At 62.0% G+C, this 17,131-nt stretch carries 14 protein-coding genes; 10 read left to right on the top strand and 4 right to left on the bottom strand.

The features are described from left to right. Positions 1 to 312: 312 nt before the first annotated feature. Both AC56PL_RS01605 and AC56PL_RS01600 read right to left on the bottom strand, forming a co-directional pair. Positions 313 to 1,311: a DUF6492 family protein gene (locus tag AC56PL_RS01605; RefSeq protein WP_495514682.1), complete on the bottom strand. Its 999-nt coding sequence runs from the start codon at positions 1,309 to 1,311 to the stop codon at positions 313 to 315. A 222-nt stretch (positions 1,312 to 1,533) separates the two neighbouring features. After that, positions 1,534 to 2,205: a hotdog domain-containing protein gene (locus AC56PL_RS01600; protein ID WP_495514681.1), complete on the bottom strand. Its 672-nt coding sequence runs from the start codon at positions 2,203 to 2,205 to the stop codon at positions 1,534 to 1,536. Between the two features lie 194 nt (positions 2,206 to 2,399). On the opposite strand from AC56PL_RS01600, the gene AC56PL_RS01595 reads away from it, so the two are divergent. Together AC56PL_RS01595 and AC56PL_RS01590 are read left to right on the top strand one after the other, a co-directional pair. After that, positions 2,400 to 3,383 carry a diguanylate cyclase domain-containing protein gene (locus AC56PL_RS01595; RefSeq protein WP_495514680.1) on the top strand — a complete coding sequence of 328 codons (984 nt, stop codon included), beginning with the start codon at positions 2,400 to 2,402 and terminating at the stop codon, positions 3,381 to 3,383. A gap of 36 nt (positions 3,384 to 3,419) precedes the next feature. Continuing rightward, positions 3,420 to 4,355, top strand: a complete 936-nt coding sequence (locus AC56PL_RS01590) for a 1,4-dihydroxy-2-naphthoyl-CoA synthase (RefSeq protein WP_495514679.1) — start codon at positions 3,420 to 3,422, stop codon at positions 4,353 to 4,355. A 57-nt stretch (positions 4,356 to 4,412) separates the two neighbouring features. On the opposite strand, the gene AC56PL_RS01585 is transcribed toward AC56PL_RS01590, so the two are convergent. Next, complete coding sequence (locus AC56PL_RS01585) at positions 4,413 to 5,453, bottom strand: alpha/beta hydrolase-fold protein (protein ID WP_495514678.1); 1,041 nt, start codon at positions 5,451 to 5,453, stop codon at positions 4,413 to 4,415. 1,873 nt (positions 5,454 to 7,326) lie between these two features. Between AC56PL_RS01585 and AC56PL_RS01580 the strand changes: the two genes are divergently transcribed. The 3 genes from AC56PL_RS01580 to AC56PL_RS01570 all read left to right on the top strand — a co-directional run bounded on the left by AC56PL_RS01580 (position 7,327) and on the right by AC56PL_RS01570 (position 12,031). Next, entirely contained in the window at positions 7,327 to 9,072 is a 1,746-nt protein-coding gene (locus AC56PL_RS01580; protein ID WP_497152825.1) for an ABC transporter ATP-binding protein, read from the top strand. Next, positions 9,069 to 10,943, top strand: coding sequence for an ABC transporter ATP-binding protein (locus tag AC56PL_RS01575; protein WP_497152824.1), 1,875 nt, complete (start codon positions 9,069 to 9,071; stop codon positions 10,941 to 10,943). Before AC56PL_RS01580 ends, AC56PL_RS01575 begins: the two co-directional genes overlap by 4 nt. Before the next feature lie 158 nt (positions 10,944 to 11,101). Then, on the top strand, positions 11,102 to 12,031 hold the full coding sequence (locus AC56PL_RS01570) for a hypothetical protein (protein ID WP_497152823.1): 930 nt from the start codon (positions 11,102 to 11,104) through the stop codon (positions 12,029 to 12,031). Between the two features lie 75 nt (positions 12,032 to 12,106). On the opposite strand, the gene AC56PL_RS01565 is transcribed toward AC56PL_RS01570, so the two are convergent. After that, a complete protein-coding gene (locus AC56PL_RS01565; protein ID WP_497152822.1) occupies positions 12,107 to 13,159 on the bottom strand; it encodes an LLM class F420-dependent oxidoreductase in 1,053 nt (350 codons plus the stop codon). Between the two features lie 214 nt (positions 13,160 to 13,373). On the opposite strand from AC56PL_RS01565, the gene AC56PL_RS01560 reads away from it, so the two are divergent. The 5 genes from AC56PL_RS01560 to AC56PL_RS01540 all read left to right on the top strand — a co-directional run bounded on the left by AC56PL_RS01560 (position 13,374) and on the right by AC56PL_RS01540 (position 17,011). Next, on the top strand, positions 13,374 to 14,699 hold the full coding sequence (locus AC56PL_RS01560) for an inorganic phosphate transporter (protein WP_495514673.1): 1,326 nt from the start codon (positions 13,374 to 13,376) through the stop codon (positions 14,697 to 14,699). A gap of 4 nt (positions 14,700 to 14,703) precedes the next feature. After that, on the top strand, positions 14,704 to 14,985 hold the full coding sequence (locus tag AC56PL_RS01555; RefSeq protein ID WP_495514672.1) for a hypothetical protein: 282 nt from the start codon (positions 14,704 to 14,706) through the stop codon (positions 14,983 to 14,985). Between the two features lie 99 nt (positions 14,986 to 15,084). Further along, a complete protein-coding gene (locus AC56PL_RS01550; RefSeq protein ID WP_497152821.1) occupies positions 15,085 to 15,435 on the top strand; it encodes a DUF3349 domain-containing protein in 351 nt (116 codons plus the stop codon). Between the two features lie 25 nt (positions 15,436 to 15,460). Then, positions 15,461 to 16,579, top strand: a complete 1,119-nt coding sequence (gene menE / locus AC56PL_RS01545; RefSeq protein ID WP_497153545.1) for an o-succinylbenzoate--CoA ligase — start codon at positions 15,461 to 15,463, stop codon at positions 16,577 to 16,579. A 120-nt stretch (positions 16,580 to 16,699) separates the two neighbouring features. Beyond that, positions 16,700 to 17,011, top strand: coding sequence for a hypothetical protein (locus AC56PL_RS01540; RefSeq protein WP_495514670.1), 312 nt, complete (start codon positions 16,700 to 16,702; stop codon positions 17,009 to 17,011). The last annotated feature ends 120 nt before the right edge of the window (positions 17,012 to 17,131 follow it).

Raw genomic sequence — 17,131 nt, 5'->3', positions numbered from 1 at the left:
ACCCTGAAGATGCCAACGCGGCGAGACAACTCCCGGCACCCAGGTGAGGTGTCACGAATCACTTACATGAATCAGCGTTCCCTCAGGCGTCATTGAGATACTGCACGGATGCCCATTACGCCCGCGTTCTTTCACGGCCTCGTGCTGCTGATTTTGTTGTTCGTCTGCGGGGCGTGGACTCTGGCCAAGCCGAGCCGTCCCGCAGCGTTCACCCTCATCGGGGTATCAGTGCTGTGGATCCTCTTCAACGGGCCGATCGAAGGAGCAGTGCTCCTTTCCTTCACCTCAACGAATGGCTTGACCGAGTCAGATCTACTCAGTGTTGTCGGCGTGGGGATTGCCGTCTACGCGCTGCGGCGCCGCCGACGTTGGTAGGCCGTCTCCGGTTGAAGACGCGATGGATTCGGCGGCGTCGATGATGTATCGGCGGATGTGTTCAGGCGTTCTGGATGTCGACTGGATCTGAATGGCCAAATCACCGAGTTCGATCGAGTCCACGAACCGGTCGGCGCCGGCACGGTCAAGCGGCACCGGATCCCAATGCGCCCGGCAGAGCGACTCTGCAGAGGCGAACGAACGATCGTGATCGGTGGCCAGCCCGTCTACGAATGCGCCATAGAGGATGCACTCGGAAAAGTGCAGGCGGTGACCGATCGCCTCCCGCCACTCGCACCCCGTTACACTGCCGATTCGCTCGGTCATGGATCGAACGATCGCCGGGTCCCACGCCACAAGGCCCGCCACGTAGTCAGTGGTTGCATCAACTGTGCCCGGCGGTAGATCGAGAAGGCTCGAGGCCACCGAGTGCCACTTGACGTGCCGACCGAGGTTGGGGCCGATCCCACCTGGCAGACGATAGAACCGAACCACATTATTCTCGACGAAGTCGTTCGGTCCGAACGACCGGATCATCGCTACGTCTGAATCAACGGTGAGTACGACGTCGGTCTCTGCATCAGCAATCGCTGCCAATTTCACGATCTGCTGGAGCAACCAGCCCCGAATCAGTGGCCAGGGGTGTCGCACATTGACTGCCTGGATGGTCCTCACCGCGTGGGGCATCCAGTCTTGTGACTGCAGCATTCTCGCCAGGGAGTAGGTCGACAGGAACGACTCCGGGAGATACGAACTCACTGCCCGTACATCCAGCCGATTCGACTCGATGCCCCGAAAAAGCCGGAGGTCACGGTCTGGAACCACAACGCGGTGGACGACATCGGTCGCCGCATGCTTCACCACACTGGAGTGAAGATCGACGAAGGCGTCGAAGTCTGGCCGATAACTAGGAGTGAGGACCATCATCGTGGCCATACGAAATCCAGCTCTCTCGTTCTCAGGAACAAATCCGCACCGGTCGGACGAAGGTTGCAAATCCGTTGGTGGCCAACGAATCGAGGCGCCTTGTTGCCGACCACACGTCGAGTATCCGACAATTCACGTGCGAGAAGAACCTGAAAAAGAAACTGAATCTGTTTGGACTACCGGTCGCGATCAACCCGACCACATGTCACCCAAACAAGCCACACCAACGGGTTACGGCTGACCGGGGTTGAGTTTGATGAACAGTCCGTCGGCCTCGGCGCACAGGGTGTCGCCGTCGTGAAGGCTGCCCTTGAGGAACACCTTCCGCCCTTCGATGCGGTCGACCCACGACCTCATCACGAGCTCTTTCCCCAGCGGGGTGATGGCGCGGTAGCTCACCGTCAGATATGCGGTCCGGGTGATCCCACCGGATCCGAGCGCGCCGGACATACCCAATAGATCGTCAAAGGCCACCGCGACCTGGCCACCGTGGGCAGCATTGTTCCCACCGAGGTGATAGCGCCGGAACGTGACCCGCGCTCTCACGTTCTCGGCCGTGGCCTCATCGACCTCATAGGGCGGCAGCGTGATGTTGCCCCGCGCCGGCAGATCGATGCGCCCACCCGAAGGTGCACGCCACTCGTCAATGGCCACGGCGTCCAGCCGGTCGTTCATCACCTTCAGTTCGTCGATCAGCTCATCGACGAGATCGTCAGGCGGACAAGCCGCTTTCACCCGGTCCATGAACGTACGAACCTGCTCGATGAACTCCCCATATCGCGGACCACCGCGGGTCAGGTCGAGGTCGAACTTCGGGCGAAATCCACCCTCATGACGCTCTTCCAGAGGGGCGTCGTTCCCAAAGGTCACGGCGGTCTCTTCGAGTGGGTTTCCCTGGGTCATGGCTACGACAGTATCGACCGGGGTCGAACTCGCGCGACGTGGCACCGATTCGATCAGGCGACGCGCGAATTCCGTGCCGTTCCGGATCCCCGTCGGGACAACGAATGACCTTTGCGCAGCACGTACTCAGTTACTGAGCGATACTACTGATATCGGCGTCGAACCCAGCCCGATCCGAGGAGCATGAGTACGGCGTGAACCGATTCAGCCTGGTATCCGGCACCACGACCCAGATTGTGCGGCAGTTACAGCTGCGGGCCCTTCGCATCTATTTGGCAGCAACGACATTCCTGTACACCATCGGCCTTCTCGCCATCCTGTTCCCGGTGCCGATCAGGAGAGTCGAGGTCGCCAACCCCGCGGGAGCCATCGTCGCGGTGATCATGGGCGTATTCGGTTTGATCTATCTGCGGCGCCGGCCGGCCAATCTGCTTCCGGCAATCGTCGCCGCGATGATCGCAACCCCTGCAGTGATCGCGTTCCACGTGCTCGCCGGCGCCCCGTTCGTCTGTCTGGTGGCGGCCATGTTCTTGTCGATGTACATGATCGCGTTCTTGCGACTCGCCCTCGCACGCGTACTCATTGCCATCCTGACCGCATCAACCGTGCTCGCGCTGGCGGTGTCGGTATCGGCCTCACCCCTCACCTACTTCGCATTTGTGCTCGCCATAGTGGGCGCGGCCGAATCGTTCGGGCTGGTGACGCGCGCACTCGTCACCATTGCCTGCACCGACCCACTGACCGGACTGCCGAATCGGGCCGGCTGGGAGATTGCGACCGCCCACCAACTCGCTCGCGCACGTTCGGCACAGACGACACTGAGCATCGCCGCGCTCGACGTGGACAACTTCAAAGCCATCAACGACGCGTTCGGGCATCAGGCAGGAGACCAACACCTGATCGACTTCGCCCGACAGCTACGGTCGTCGATTCCCGAAGATGCCGTCTTCGCCCGACTCGGCGGCGACGAGTTCGCGATCTGCATAGAAGGCACGTCCGGCGCACGATCCGATGACGTGCTCACCCGGATCCGCTCACAACACATCGACACCAGTTTCGGCGCCGCCTTCGGACCTGCCGCGACCGTCACCATCGCCCAATTGCTTGCCGAGGCCGACGCCGACCTCTACCGGGCCAAACGCGCCAAAGGTCCGGGAGAGCTCGAGCAGACCTCCTGACCAGGGTGTGAAATTCTGCCACTACGCTCAGAACCCATGAGCGCCTCAACAGATCAGCCCTTTGATCCAACGCAGTGGAAATCGGTTGAAGGTTTCGACAACCTCACCGACATCACCTATCACCGTCACGTCGGCGAGGGTCGCGCACATGGCATCGTGCGGATCGCATTCGATCGCCCCGAGGTGCGCAACGCCTTTCGCCCCCACTCTGTCGATGAGCTCTATCGCGTCCTCGATCACGCGCGTCGGAGCCCCGACGTGGGAGTGGTCCTGCTTACCGGCAACGGCCCGAGCGAAAAGGATGGCGGCTGGGCGTTTTGCAGTGGCGGCGACCAGCGCATCCGTGGCCGGTCGGGCTACCAGTACGCGGGCGGCGACACCTCCGACACCGTCGATTCGGCCCGGGTCAAGGCCGAGGGCGGCCGGCTGCACATCCTCGAGGTGCAGCGCCTGATCCGGACCATGCCCAAAGTGGTGATCGCGCTTGTCAACGGCTGGGCAGCCGGAGGTGGCCACTCGCTGCACGTTGTCTGCGACCTCACCCTGGCCTCGCGCCAACACGCCCGTTTCAAGCAGACCGACGCCGATGTGGGTTCATTCGACGCCGGATACGGCAGCGCCTACCTCGCGAAGCAGGTCGGTCAGAAGAACGCCCGCGAGATCTTCTTCCTCGGCCGCGCCTACGACGCTGAATCGATGCAGCGGATGGGTGCCGTCAACGAAGTGGTCGATCACGCCGAACTCGAGGCGACGGCCATCGAATGGGGCAAGACCATCAACGGGAAATCCCCCACCGCCCAGCGCATGCTGAAGTTCGCGTTCAACCTCACCGATGACGGTTTGATGGGACAACAGGTCTTCGCAGGCGAGGCCACCCGGCTGGCTTACATGACCGACGAGGCCGTCGAAGGCCGAGATGCCTTCCTGGAGAAGCGCGATCCGAACTGGGACGACTATCCGTTCTACTACTAGGACCCAACAAAAAGGCCCCACCGGATGGTGGGGCCTTTTTTGTGTTGCCGAGTGGGGTCAGGCGCCGATCGGGCCTGCCAGCGTCGGCCATGAGAGATCCAGCTGGTCTTCCCAGTAGCCCCACGAGTGGGTTCCGGTCAGCGGGAAGTCGTAGGTGGCCGGGATCTTCAGCTGGTTCAGACGATCAACCAGCATCGCGGTGCACACACCGGTCGCGGCTTCGATGCCACCACCGACGATGACCTGGTCCGCCAAGGTCGACGGATCACCATCGGCCCGCGCCAAGGTCTCGTACTTTCCGGGCAGGCCGGTGCCGTTCGAGATGTAGAGCTTCACACCGCGAAGTTTCTCAGCGTTGAGGATGGGGTCGTTGGCCGCCCAGCCCGGTCCGTCGAGCGGCCCCCACATGTTGGTCGGGTCGCCGCCGCCGCGTGCATCGACCGTGATCCGGATGTACATCTGGCCGAGATCACTCGACGTCGACGCACAGCCGCTGTACGAGCCGACCGACTTGTAGAGTCCCGGATGCTCGATCGCCAGGTTCAGCACCGAGGTCGCGGACGACGAGATACCGGCAATGGAGTTGAGGCCCGAGGTTTTGAGAGCTTCATTGATGATCGGCGGCAATTCGTTGCCCAAGAACGTCGACCACTTGTTGCGGCCGAGCACCGGGTCATCCTGCTGCCAGTCGGTGTAGTAACTGAAAGCACCCGCGTTCGGTGTCACCACGTTGACGTTCTTGTCGGCAAAGAACCCGTTGATGTCGGTCCTGGCCTGCCAGGTCGCAGAATCCTCACCGCCACCGGCGCCGTTCATCAAGTACAGCGTGGGCCGCGGCACCGACCGATCCTTCGGCAAGATGACCGAGATCGGAATGTTCCTGTCCATCGACGCCGAATAGACGAGTAGATCAAGATTCTTGGGGCCGGTCGGGGTCACACCCACCAGCTTCGATCCACCGGGCGATTCGATACCGATCTGCGGCAGGTCTTCAGCGGTGGCCGGCGACGTCACCAGCAGTGTGGTGGCAGCCATCACCGAGGTCACTGCCGCGGTCAGCGCTACGCGCGCATACCGGCGGGTCTTTCCTGTACTCATTCGGGTCACGAGGCGACATTAGCCGGAAATCGGCCGAGCGGGAAAGTAAAACAAGAACACCAGGCCCCGGGACGGCCGAACCAGCCGTTCGGCGCGCCGGTCCGGCAGCGTACGACCTGCACTATTTGCTATCGCAATCTCTCCATGCACTCGTCGTCCGAACGGTGTCACCCGCGCCTCACCAACCGCCCAGTCGCGACATTTGCGGACACAAATCAAATACTAATTTTCCATATTAATTCCAGCTCAATGCGATATTCCAAAACAATTCAAAAATTAGCCACGGAAAACACGTGACATATCCAAAATTCGTTGGCAGTGTGAAGTTGGCTCAAGTTGGTCGGGGAGTTCAAAACTCGAGCCCCCTTCGACGAGTCGTGTTCAACCAAATGAAGTCTACGAAAGGTAGAAAGCATATGGCATCGACAGACCTGTCATCCGAAATCGGACTCGGCGCAATCATCGCGATCATCGGGGGGCTCCTCGGTGGCGGTGGCGAGACACCTCCCGCCGAATAGATAAGTAACACAAGCTGATCCGCCCCCCGGGTTCCCATTGGGGACCCCGGGGGGTTTGGCTTTTCGGCAGGGCGGTGGCCAGCTCTGGGCCCATCACCGTGAGTGCTCCCAACGACCAAACTCCGCACGGAGGATTTCGAGACCCGTCGATATCGGCGAGACCGACCCGTCGATGACCTCCAACCAATTCGCAGCGATATTCCGTTTGCCGGCATGGGATTACCGCCGCGTGGCAGCTTGTCCAGCTCCTCATCGACTCTCCATCAAGAATTCAATCGGATCGACTGACACCGCCGTTCAACCGCAAGAGCAGGCCGCAGCGATTTGGCAGGGGAAAATCTGCACATGGCCGGCGAACAACGTGTCGGGAACTGGATCCGGACGGTCGCCTCCCGAAACCACACATTTCGGACAGATGATCTCGAGTCGATAACGGGGCAGAGCAGGGGCACGGGTTCAACACGACGCCGAACAGGCCGAACCCCCGTGACAGCACCCCAAGCCGACAACTTGCTCGAACCGCGGCCCATCCCGCAGACACCGCCATGCCCGTCGTTCGCGATTCCGAATTCTATTTGCCGGATGGACAATTCGAGAGAAGTACTCGACACGAATCAATTGCCGAAGCATTCAGTTCTCGCCGATGCTGCGACCCAGGGGTTTTCGCCATCAGAATATGACTTTGTGTCTCAGAGCTCCAGACGTCGGCGGTCACACAGCTTTTCAATGAACTTGACGATCATCCAATTGGGAGCAAGGTTTTGTTCCGCTAAAGAAGGAGATTCGAATTCATCGGGCGCAGTTGGGAATTCATTCAGCAGCTTTTCCAAAATGTCCCTGCGATCAATCCGTATGTGTCAATCTGATCACGACTCGCCTGGTCGGGGATTCCAGAATCGTTACCGAAGCCAACGGGTCGCAGTAAGTAATCACAACAAAGGGAGAAAACCATGCTCGCTTCATCGCAGGACATCGAGAACCTGTTCGCCCAGCTGCTCGCCTTCGTCGGCGGCCTCCTCGGCGCAGCCAGCTCGGACCCGACTGCACCCTAGAGTCACCGCCCGAAAGGTTTGATTGCACGTCCCTGAGGTGCCCTGATGGGACCTCAGGGACGTGCGATCGACAGTATCTAGAAATTCGAGTTTTACCACGGCCGATCGGCGCTAATACAACCTTTCTGACGAAAGGTGACAAATCCCTGCGCGAATGGCATTGTTAACCGGGTTCATTATCCAAGGTATTGAGCCGGCCGTGGGAATAGACGTCGAAAAGGAATTCAATGACCTCAACGAATAAGCGTTTACTTGCATAGTTCCCTACCCCGCGCTGCTGGGCCCGCGGGACGTGTGGTGCCCATGACGACAAAATCGGACAGAGCTCTGACGACGGTATTGCTGCCGCATGTGAGGGCATTCCGCGGTCCCCTTTTTCTCCTTCTTCTTTTGCAGGTGACTGCTGCAGGAACAACTCTGATGATGCCCAATCTCAGCGGGCGCCTCATCGACGACGGGATCGGCCAAGCCGATATGGACGCGATCCGCGCCATCGGCGGCGTCATGCTCGCGCTGGCATTCGTCAACCTCGCCGTATCCGTCCTGGCGACAATCCTTGGTTCACACATCTCGACCACCATCGGTCGCGACATCCGCAACCAGACCTACGCGCGGGTCCAGAGTTTCGCCGACACCGATGTCCATCGGTTCGGCATCCCGTCCCTCATCACCCGCAGCACCAACGACATCAATCAACTACAGATGATGGTCTTCGTCGTGATGACCATCCTCGCCACCGCCCCGATCCTGGTGATCGGTGGAACCGTGATGGCCTTGAGTGAGAACTACCGACTGGCGCCTCTGATCGTGCTCGTCGCTGCGGTACTCACAGCGATCGTCATCGTCATCGTGCGCAAACTCATCCCGCACTACGAGAAGTTGCAGCGCTCCGTCGATCGGGTCGGACGTGTGCTCCGCGAGCAGCTCACCGGCATCCGCGTCATCCGGTCGTTCGGCCGCGAAGACCTCGAGACCTCACGCTTCGCGACCGCCAACACCGATCTGACGAAGACCGCGTGGAGAATCGGGTCGCTGCAGGCCCTGCTGTTGCCCAGCATCATCTTGATCGCCAACATCGGCGCCGCCGCGGTGATCGGTGTCGGAGCCATCCTGGTCGACAACAATTCGATGCAAGTCGGCGGGATCGTCGCATTCGTCGGGTATCTCACGCAGATCGTCATCGGACTCTCCATCGGCGCCGCCATGGTTGCTCTGCTCCCCAAGGCGAAGGTGAGCGCACGCCGAATCCATGAGGTGCTCAGCACCGAGCCGTCGGTGAAAGATCCGATCGCCGGCCGGGTCCCGGTCTCACGGACGGGTCACGTGAAGCTCGAGGACGTCGGCTTTCGCTACCCCGGTGCGCAGCATGCAGTTCTGAGTGACATCAACCTCGAATGCCGCCCGGGCACCCTCACCGCAGTGTTGGGGGGAACCGGGGACGGCAAGAGCACACTGCTGGGGCTCATCCCCCGGTTCAGCGACGTCACCTCCGGGCAGATCTTGATCGATGGCGTCGATGTACGTCTGCGCCATCGATCCGAGCTCTATGAAGACATTTCCTACGTATCCCAGGTGCCTACCCTGCTGTCGGGCACCCTCGAATCGAATCTGCGTCTGGGAAATCCAGAGGCGAGCGACGACGAACTACGGTCGGCCCTGGAGGTCGCCTGCGCGATCGACTTCGTGTTCTCGCACGAAGACGGCCTCGACCAGCGGGTGCAGCACGGTGGCAAGAATTACTCCGGGGGCCAGCGCCAGCGTCTGGCGCTCGCACAGGCCATCGTCGCCAGACCGCGCCTGCTGTTGCTCGACGACCCCTTCTCTGCACTGGACCCCGAGATCGAGAGCATCGTGAAACATCGCCTCCGACAGGAACTTGCAGATGCAGTCATCATCCTGACCGCTCAACGCGTGTCGTCGGCGCGCGGCGCGGACACGATCGTCGTCCTGACGGACGGTTGTATCGATGCCCAAGGGACCCACGACGAACTGGCCGCGGAGAGCTCGGTGTACCGCGAGATCCTCGACTCACAGGCGGCACTGCGATGAACCTGAAGTGGTTGTTGGCCAGGCTTACCCACGAGCGACCGAAGCTGATCATCGTGGGTCTGGTCGCGTTCACCAATGTCGTGACACTCATCGCCGCCCCGCTGATCCTGGCCGGCATCATCAATCAGATCTTCTCCGGCGCAATCGGTATGACACTTCCGGACGGTCTGACCACCGACGAAGCCGTCGCCCAGCTACGCTCCGAGGGTCGAGGCGACTACGCCGATGTCGTCCAAGGTGCCGATGCCGTGCCGGGCGTGGGTATCGCCTTCGACACCGTGTGGAAACTGCTTGCGGTTCTCGTCGTCGTGTATGCGGTCGGCTCCCTGGGCAATTGGGTCCAGGCATCGATGGTCAACAGCATCACACAGCGTGCGATGAATCGGATGCGGGCCGACATCGAGCAGCACATCCATCGGCTGCCGGTCGCCTACTTCGACACCGCCGCACGCGGGCAGATGTTGACCAGGGTCACCGCCGACATCGACAACGTCTCATCGGTGTTCAGCCCTCTGTTCGTGAAGTTGCCGGGGGCAGTGCTGACGATGGTCGCGTTGCTGGTCGTGATGCCGATCATCTCTTGGCAGCTGAGCCTGGTTGTGCTGGCGTCCATTCCACTCATCGTCACGTTCGGCGTACTGATCGCGAAACGGGCCAGGCCCCATTTCCAGGACCAGTGGGAGGCGACCACCAACCTCACCACGCACATCGACGAGAGCTATGCGCAGCTCCACACCCTGCGGGTCTACGGGGCGCAGGAACGGGCCCGCGAAGACTTCGAAAGGATCACCGGCGAGCTGGCGCGATCGTCCCGCAGCGCGCAGTCCTATTCGGGCTCGATTCTCCCTGTGCTGCAGGCGATCACAACACTGAGCTATCTCACCGTCGCAGTGGTCGGAGCGTTCCAGGTCCTTGCAGGTTCGCTCAATGTCGGGCAGGTTCAGGCCTTCGTCTCGTTTTCCCGGATGTTCAGTCAACCCCTCAACGACCTGACCGCCATGATGAGTCAACTCCAGTCGGGGTTGGTGTCGCTGGGCCGAATTCGGGCGCTGCTCGAAGAACCCGCCGAGGATGCACCCGCAATCGACGAAGTGGTGCCAGAACACGTCGGCCGCCATACCGAACCTCCGGCACTCGATTTCGACACGGTGCGGTTCGGGTATCGCAAGTCATCGGACGATGAGAACCGGACGGTCGACGTCATCGACGGCCTCTCGCTCCACATCGACGCCGGCGCCACAGTGGCGATCGTGGGACCGACCGGAGCGGGAAAGACCACCCTCACCAATCTTGTTCTACGCCTCTATGATCCGTCATCCGGGTCGGTGAAACTCGATGACCGCCCGCTCGAGGAGGCGCCCCGGTCATTCGTTCGAAACCAGTCCGCCATCGTCACCCAGGACCGTTGGGTGTTCACCGGAACCATCGCCGACAACATTGCATTCGGACGCCCCGACGCCACCCGCGCCGCCATCGAACAGGCAGCCCGCGACAGCCACGTCGCGCAATTCGTCGACACCCTTCCTGACGGATACGACACCATCATCGGCGACGGCGGCGCCACGCTGAGCGAGGGCCAACTCCAGCTGATCACCATCGCCCGCGCCATGATCGCAGCGCCGCGGGTCCTGGTGCTCGACGAGGCCACCAGCGCCGTCGACTCCCGCACCGAACTCCTCATCGCCCGCGCATTGGAGACCCTGCAGGATCGCACCACCACAATCGTTGTCGCACATCGACTCTCAACCATCCGTGAAGCGGACAGCATTGCCGTCGTCGAGCACGGTGTGGTGACCGAACAAGGCACCCACACCGAACTCCTCAATCATGGCGGCCGCTACGCCGTCATGTACAAATCCCAGTTCGAGTAGCCGCTCGCTTTTCTCACGCTCGCTCGGCCTGCAGAGCGAGCGTGAGTGAGAACAGTGAGCAAGGTCAGTTGTCCCCAACTTCCAGGCTCATCCACAGGTCGAGCGGAACTGGGCTCACCCACCCAGCGGCCGTCGAAGCAGATCCCCATGATCATCGCATGGGGGATTTCACCGAGGACAACGATGGGCTGATCTGGCGCTCGACGGCAACAGCGCAGGGGCATAGCGACCAGGAGATCAAGCGCGCAGTACACAGCGGACAACTGCGCCGCATCTGGCCGGGTGTGTACGTATCGACCGTTCACCGGTTCACGACGGACGGGCCGGCACGCCTGCGTGTCGTCGCCGCGGTACGCAGTTGCGGCGAGGCCATGGCTGTTTCGCACCAATCCGCCGCCCTGCTACATCGCCTGCCGTTGCTGCAATCTTCGTACGACAGAGTGCATCTGACCAACGGGCGCGACGGTGGAGGACGTATCGAACCCCGACGGCACGTGCACTCGGGACTATTACTGCCCGGCGACCTCACCGAAGCCGATGGCCTGGCAGTTACCACAATCGAACGTACTGCTGTCGATACCGCTCAGGCGGGAACGTTCGCGCAGGGTGTGGCCGCATTCGACGGCGCACTGCGGCTCGACGCCGACCGCGAGCGGCTCACCACTTTGATCGACGGCCGACGCGGTAAACGCGGTGTCGGAGGCGCCCGGCGCGCTCTCGCCTGTGCGAATCCCTTGGCGGAGAGCGTCGGCGAGTCGTGGAGTCGCGCCCAGATGCTTGCGTGCCCCGACATTCCCGCGCCCCGCCTGCAGCACCGTTTCTACTCTGCGGACGGAAGATTCGTCGCCCGCACCGACTTCGACTGGGACGGACGGCTCGTCGGCGAGTTCGACGGCCTGATGAAATACGGTGGTGGATCGATGAAGCCCGGTCCGACTGCCACCGACGTGGTCATCGCCGAGAAGATCCGAGAAGATCGCCTGCGCCGGATGGGGATAGAGGTGATCCGATGGGTATGGACCGACCTCGTCAACGGCACCCTGCCGGCGATTCTGCGCCACGCGTTGGTCCGCGCAGGACTACGTTGACCTTGTCGCTCACCGTTCTCACGCTCGCGCGGCCTGCAGACCTCGCGAGCGTGAGAAAACTGAGCGGCAACCAGGTCAGCTTGTGAGTTCTTTGAGTTGACGGATCTGGTCGACGCGAGCCTCATGGGTCGGGGCCGGTGAGCCGACGAGCAACATGCTCAGGCCCGCCTCGTCGAATGCGGCGAGGCGCTCTTTGACATAACTCGCCGAACCGATGAGCGACATACCGGAAGCGAGCTCATCCGGAATCGCCGCGGCCGCTTCGGCCTTCTTTCCGTCGAGATAGAGGTCCTGGACCTTCTTTGCGGCGTCGGCGTAGCCGTAGCGAACGGCGAGGTCGTTGTAGAAGTTCTTGCCCCGGGCACCCATGCCACCGATGTACAGCGCGGAGTGGTGTTTGACCAGCTCGAGAGCGTTCTTCTGCGCTTCTTTGTCGTCGGTGATCAACGCGGTGACGGTGGCCGAGACCCCCAGCTTGCCGAGTGACGGATCGCGCTTGGCGTTGCCCTTGGCCAGCGACTCACCGAAAACCGTGGACAGGTGCTCGGGATGCAGGAAGATGGGCTGCCATTCCTCGAACATCTCGGCCGCGAGCTCCACGTTCTTGGGACCGATGGCGGCGAGCAGCATCGGGATCCGTTCACGCACGGGATGGTTGATGATCTTGAGCGGCTTGCCCAGTCCGGTGCCGCCGTCTTCCTTGGAAAAGGGCAGCTTGTAGTACTTGCCGCTGTACTCGGTCCGTTCACGACGCCAGACCATCCGGCAGATCTCGGCTGTCTCGCGCGCGCGGCCGACCGGGGCGTCGTACTTCACACCGTGGAAACCCTCGATGACCTGCGGCCCGGAGGCGCCGATGCCCATCACGAAGCGGCCGTTCGAGATGTAGTCGAGGCCGGCTGCGGTCATTGCGAGGTTGGTTGGTGTCCGCGTGTACATCGGCAAGATGCCGGTTGCCAGTTCCAAAGTCGTGGTCTTGGCTGCGATGAAACCGAGCTGACTGACCGCGTCGAAGCTATACGCTTCCGGGACCGTGATCCGATCGAGCCCAACCTTTTCGAAGTCGACGAGATTGTTGATCGTCTCGGCAAAATCTCCCGAGTAGTTGATGCCCATGCCGATCTTCATATATGTCCTCCCAAGGGCCGCGCAGATCTACGAGACAGGTTTAGAAAAGTGTGTCACATCACCCTGAACCGGCTTCTGTCACGCCCCCGCGAGTGGTCCGAAGGTGAACAATGAATGAACATATGTGTGGAGCGAACCTAACTGCTGGTCAAGTCAGATTTCGAACAGATGACCGTTTAGGAAATTCGGCCGCGTCGACCGCAGAATATTCAGTATGAGCGCAGAAATGTTGATCCTCGTGCTGCTCGTCATCACCGCACTTGGATTCGACTTCACCAACGGCTTTCATGACACGGGAAACGCGATGGCAACGTCCATCGCAACGGGTGCACTCAAGCCCAAGACCGCGGTGACAATCGCCGCCATCCTGAACCTGGTCGGCGCCTTCCTCTCGGTTGAGGTCGCTGCCACGATCACCAAAGATGTGCTGAAGATCCAGCAGACCAGCGGCGACGATACCGGCGCTCTGATCGGTGGCCTCGACGCCCAGAAGGCCATGCTCATCATCTTCGCCGGCCTCGTCGGCGGCATCCTGTGGAACGTCTTCACATGGCTGTTCGGACTTCCCTCCAGCTCTTCACACGCACTGTTCGGCGGCTTGATCGGCGCCGGCATCGCCGCGCTCGGCTCGTCCGGGGTCAACTGGGAGGGTCTGACCAAGAAGATCCTCATCCCGGGCCTGCTGGCACCGGTCATCGCGTGCATCGTGGCCGCCAGCGGCACCTATCTCATCTACAAGCTCACCAAGACGATCGCCGACAGCAAAACGGCGCAGGGATTCCGGGTCGGCCAGGTTGCGACCGCATCGCTCGTCGCGCTGGCCCACGGCACCGGCGATGCACAGAAGACCATGGGCGTCATCGCCATGGCGATGATCGCGGGCGGACACCTCGACGCCTCGAGCGTGGAGCACGGCCTGCCGTTCTGGATCGTGTTCAGCTGTGCCGCCGCCATCGCGCTGGGCACCTACCTCGGCGGCTGGCGCATCATTCGGACCCTGGGCAAGGGTCTCGTCGAAATCGAATCCCCGCAGGGCATGGCGGCCGAGGCATCGTCGGCAGCCATCATCCTGACGTCGAGTGCCGCCGGTATGGCGCTGTCGACCACGCAGGTGGCCACCGGATCCATCCTCGGCTCCGGCATCGGCAAAAAGGGCGCCTCGGTGCGCTGGTCGGTTGCCGGACGGATGGCCACGGCCTGGATCTTCACTCTTCCCGCGGCCGGACTGATGGGCGCGGTTTCGTTCGCGATCGCCAACCTGACCGGTGGCGCGACCGGCGCGATCGTCATCTTCGCGATTCTCGTCGCTGCGTGCGGCTACATGTACTGGCGTGCGCAGCAACAGAAGATCGACAGCCACAACGTCAACGCCGATTGGGACGAGACCACCGGCAGTGCCGTCCCCGCCGAGCTCGCAGCCGCGGAATCCGACGATGCGGCCGTAACCGCTCAGAAGCAGGCGAACATCCCGGTGGCGATCATCGACGACGCACATGCGGCCGCCTCCCCCAGACCGTTCAGCCAGAAGGAAGGGGTCTGAGGCGATGGGAACCTTCGAATCGATCCTCCGCGTTCTGGTTGTCGGCCTCGTCCTCGGCGCCGGGTTGCCTGCCGTCTACGCGGTGGGTATCCGCCTCTACGCCGCCGGATCGAGTGAAGTGCAGACCGATGGGACGATGACGCCATCGAATCCGCTGCTGAAGGGCATCGCATACGTTCTGTTCGCGATCATCGCAGCGGTCGTTCTGGTCGGCATCCTGTGGATCACCCGCGGGACAATCGACTATTACTTCGGCATCAACCTGTTTCCGTTTGTAGAGAGCTGATCAGATCGGGTGTTGGTGATCGAGATCAGTAAAATCGGGTGAGCCCGGGCAGTCTGGAAGAGGCTGCCGGGGACCGCCTCGAGTTGCGAAGGAGGCGAAATGGATCGGCCGCAATTTCTCACCAGAGTTGTCAGCTGGCTCCGCGAGGGTTACCCCAACGGTGTCCCATCCAGCGACTACGTACCCCTGTTCGCACTACTTCGCAGGCAACTGTCCGAAGAAGAGGTCACGTCTGTCTCCCGCGAGCTGATCGGTAGCGGCCAGATGGCCGATAGTCGGCCCACGCCGATCACCTCGATCGACGCCGGGGTCCTCATCACCAAGATCACCGACGACCTGCCCCTCGAAGCCGATGTGGAACGTATCCGCAAGCACCTCGAGTCCAAGGGCTGGCCGTTCGATCCCAATCCCCTGACCGATCCGGCCGGCAACTCCGAAACCAGTGAGTGAACCGCGGGTTCTGCGACCCCTGCCGTTGTCGGCCACACCCGATATCGGAGCGCTGACCGATCTGCTGGCGGGTTCGGTGAGTTACCTGCCGGTCCCGGCCGCCGACCCCACCGAAACCGCCCGGCTGTGCACCGCACTGGGTGCCGGAGAGCCCATCGACCCCGAAGTCGCACTGGTGGTCGCGACGTCCGGCACCACCGGAACACCCAAGGGTGCAATGCATTCCGCGGGGTCACTGCTCGCATCGATCGACGCCACCCACGAATACCTCGGTGGCGAAGGCGGATGGCTGCTGGCCCTGCCCCCGCATCACATCGCGGGACTGCAGGTGCTCCTCCGATCCATCCGGTCCGGATTCGCCCCGGTCACGATGGATGTGTCGAACGGCTTCGACGCCGCCGCACTGGTCGACGCGATCGCCTCGATGACGTCGACGCGCCGTTACACATCGCTGGTGCCAACCCAATTGGTGAAGGTCCTCGAGCACCCGGCCGCGACCGCCGCTCTGAGCAAGGTCGACGCGGTACTCGTCGGCGGTGCGGCGACCCCGGCACCTTTGCGTCGCAGGGCAACCGAGGCCGGCATACCCATCGTCCGGACCTACGGCATGAGCGAGACCTGTGGCGGTTGCGTCTATAACGGCACACCTCTGCGCGGGGTCGAGATCCGCATCGACGGCACACCCCCAGGCCGGGTCGTCCTGCGCGGCCCGATGGTCGCGACCGGCTACCGCGGACTACCCGACCACCCGGCGTTCGCCGAGGCCGGATGGTTCCGAACCGACGATCTGGGCCAAGTCGACGAGCATGGCGTGCTCACCATCATCGGCCGGGCAGACGAGGCGATCACCACGGGCGGTCTGACCATCGTGCCGCAGGTGGTCGAGGCGGTACTACTGGCCGATCCGGCGATCAGCGAGTGCGCTGTACTCGGATTACCCGATGATCGGCTCGGCGAGAAGGTGGTCGCCGCGGTTGTCGCCGCCGCGGGCGCTGCGATCAGCCCAGAATCCGTGAAAGCCTTTGCTGCCCAACAACTTGATCGAACAGCCGTACCCCGCGAGGTACACGTCGTCGACGAGCTGCCAAGGCGGGGTCCGGGCAAGATCGATCGCGCCGCGTTGCGCGCACTCCTGCGCCCATAACCGCGGCGTCCGCTATGGGTAGAGGGACGCGGAATTCGGGTAGTCGACTACCCGAGACCCGCACGCCCCACACAAAGCAGGCTGTCATCAAGCACTCGTCAGACTTGAAAGGCCGTTGACATGACTTCCATCAGCCTCACCCGAAGAGCGGTCGCTCCGTCGACGGTGTATTGCAAAGTCGATGACAGCAGCGGGCCGATCACCCCCGGCGATCTACTCGTCCCGTCCACCACCACGTTCGGCCACGCCATGAGAGCCGCTCACGCAAGCGATGATTCGGCGGTCATCGGCGAAGCCCTTGCGCCATTCGACGGTGGTTGCGGTTTGATCCGCATAGCCGTCACCGCCGAACAGGCAGCGGTGATGCGAGGGCAGTCCATGAAGACAAATCGTCAAAGAAATCTGTTCTACCGGCTCCTCAACCACCGCTGAGTACATCGGCCGATGTTTCATTCCGGGTTGCGATGGGTAAAGTTACTCCGTCACCTAGAATTTCGGCCGAGTAGCAGCCGGGGAGCTGTGCAGAAGAAAGTCTCGTGCCGAAGCTGGGAA

Source organism: Williamsia sp. Y721, from assembly GCF_059683565.1.
Note: the sequence above shows the minus strand (reverse complement) of the source record. Positions and strands in the feature narration are given on the sequence as shown.

Coding starts and splice junctions, on each gene's coding strand:
- AC56PL_RS01590 (WP_495514679.1), top strand. CDS start 3,420: ATGAGCGCCTCAACAGATCAGCCCTTTGATCCAACGCAGTGGAAATCG.
- AC56PL_RS01560 (WP_495514673.1), top strand. CDS start 13,374: ATGAGCGCAGAAATGTTGATCCTCGTGCTGCTCGTCATCACCGCACTT.
- AC56PL_RS01575 (WP_497152824.1), top strand. CDS start 9,069: ATGAACCTGAAGTGGTTGTTGGCCAGGCTTACCCACGAGCGACCGAAG.
- AC56PL_RS01540 (WP_495514670.1), top strand. CDS start 16,700: ATGACTTCCATCAGCCTCACCCGAAGAGCGGTCGCTCCGTCGACGGTG.
- AC56PL_RS01550 (WP_497152821.1), top strand. CDS start 15,085: ATGGATCGGCCGCAATTTCTCACCAGAGTTGTCAGCTGGCTCCGCGAG.
- AC56PL_RS01570 (WP_497152823.1), top strand. CDS start 11,102: ATGGGGGATTTCACCGAGGACAACGATGGGCTGATCTGGCGCTCGACG.
- AC56PL_RS01605 (WP_495514682.1), bottom strand. CDS start 1,311: ATGGCCACGATGATGGTCCTCACTCCTAGTTATCGGCCAGACTTCGAC.
- AC56PL_RS01565 (WP_497152822.1), bottom strand. CDS start 13,159: ATGAAGATCGGCATGGGCATCAACTACTCGGGAGATTTTGCCGAGACG.
- AC56PL_RS01555 (WP_495514672.1), top strand. CDS start 14,704: ATGGGAACCTTCGAATCGATCCTCCGCGTTCTGGTTGTCGGCCTCGTC.
- AC56PL_RS01600 (WP_495514681.1), bottom strand. CDS start 2,205: ATGACCCAGGGAAACCCACTCGAAGAGACCGCCGTGACCTTTGGGAAC.
- AC56PL_RS01580 (WP_497152825.1), top strand. CDS start 7,327: ATGACGACAAAATCGGACAGAGCTCTGACGACGGTATTGCTGCCGCAT.
- AC56PL_RS01585 (WP_495514678.1), bottom strand. CDS start 5,453: ATGAGTACAGGAAAGACCCGCCGGTATGCGCGCGTAGCGCTGACCGCG.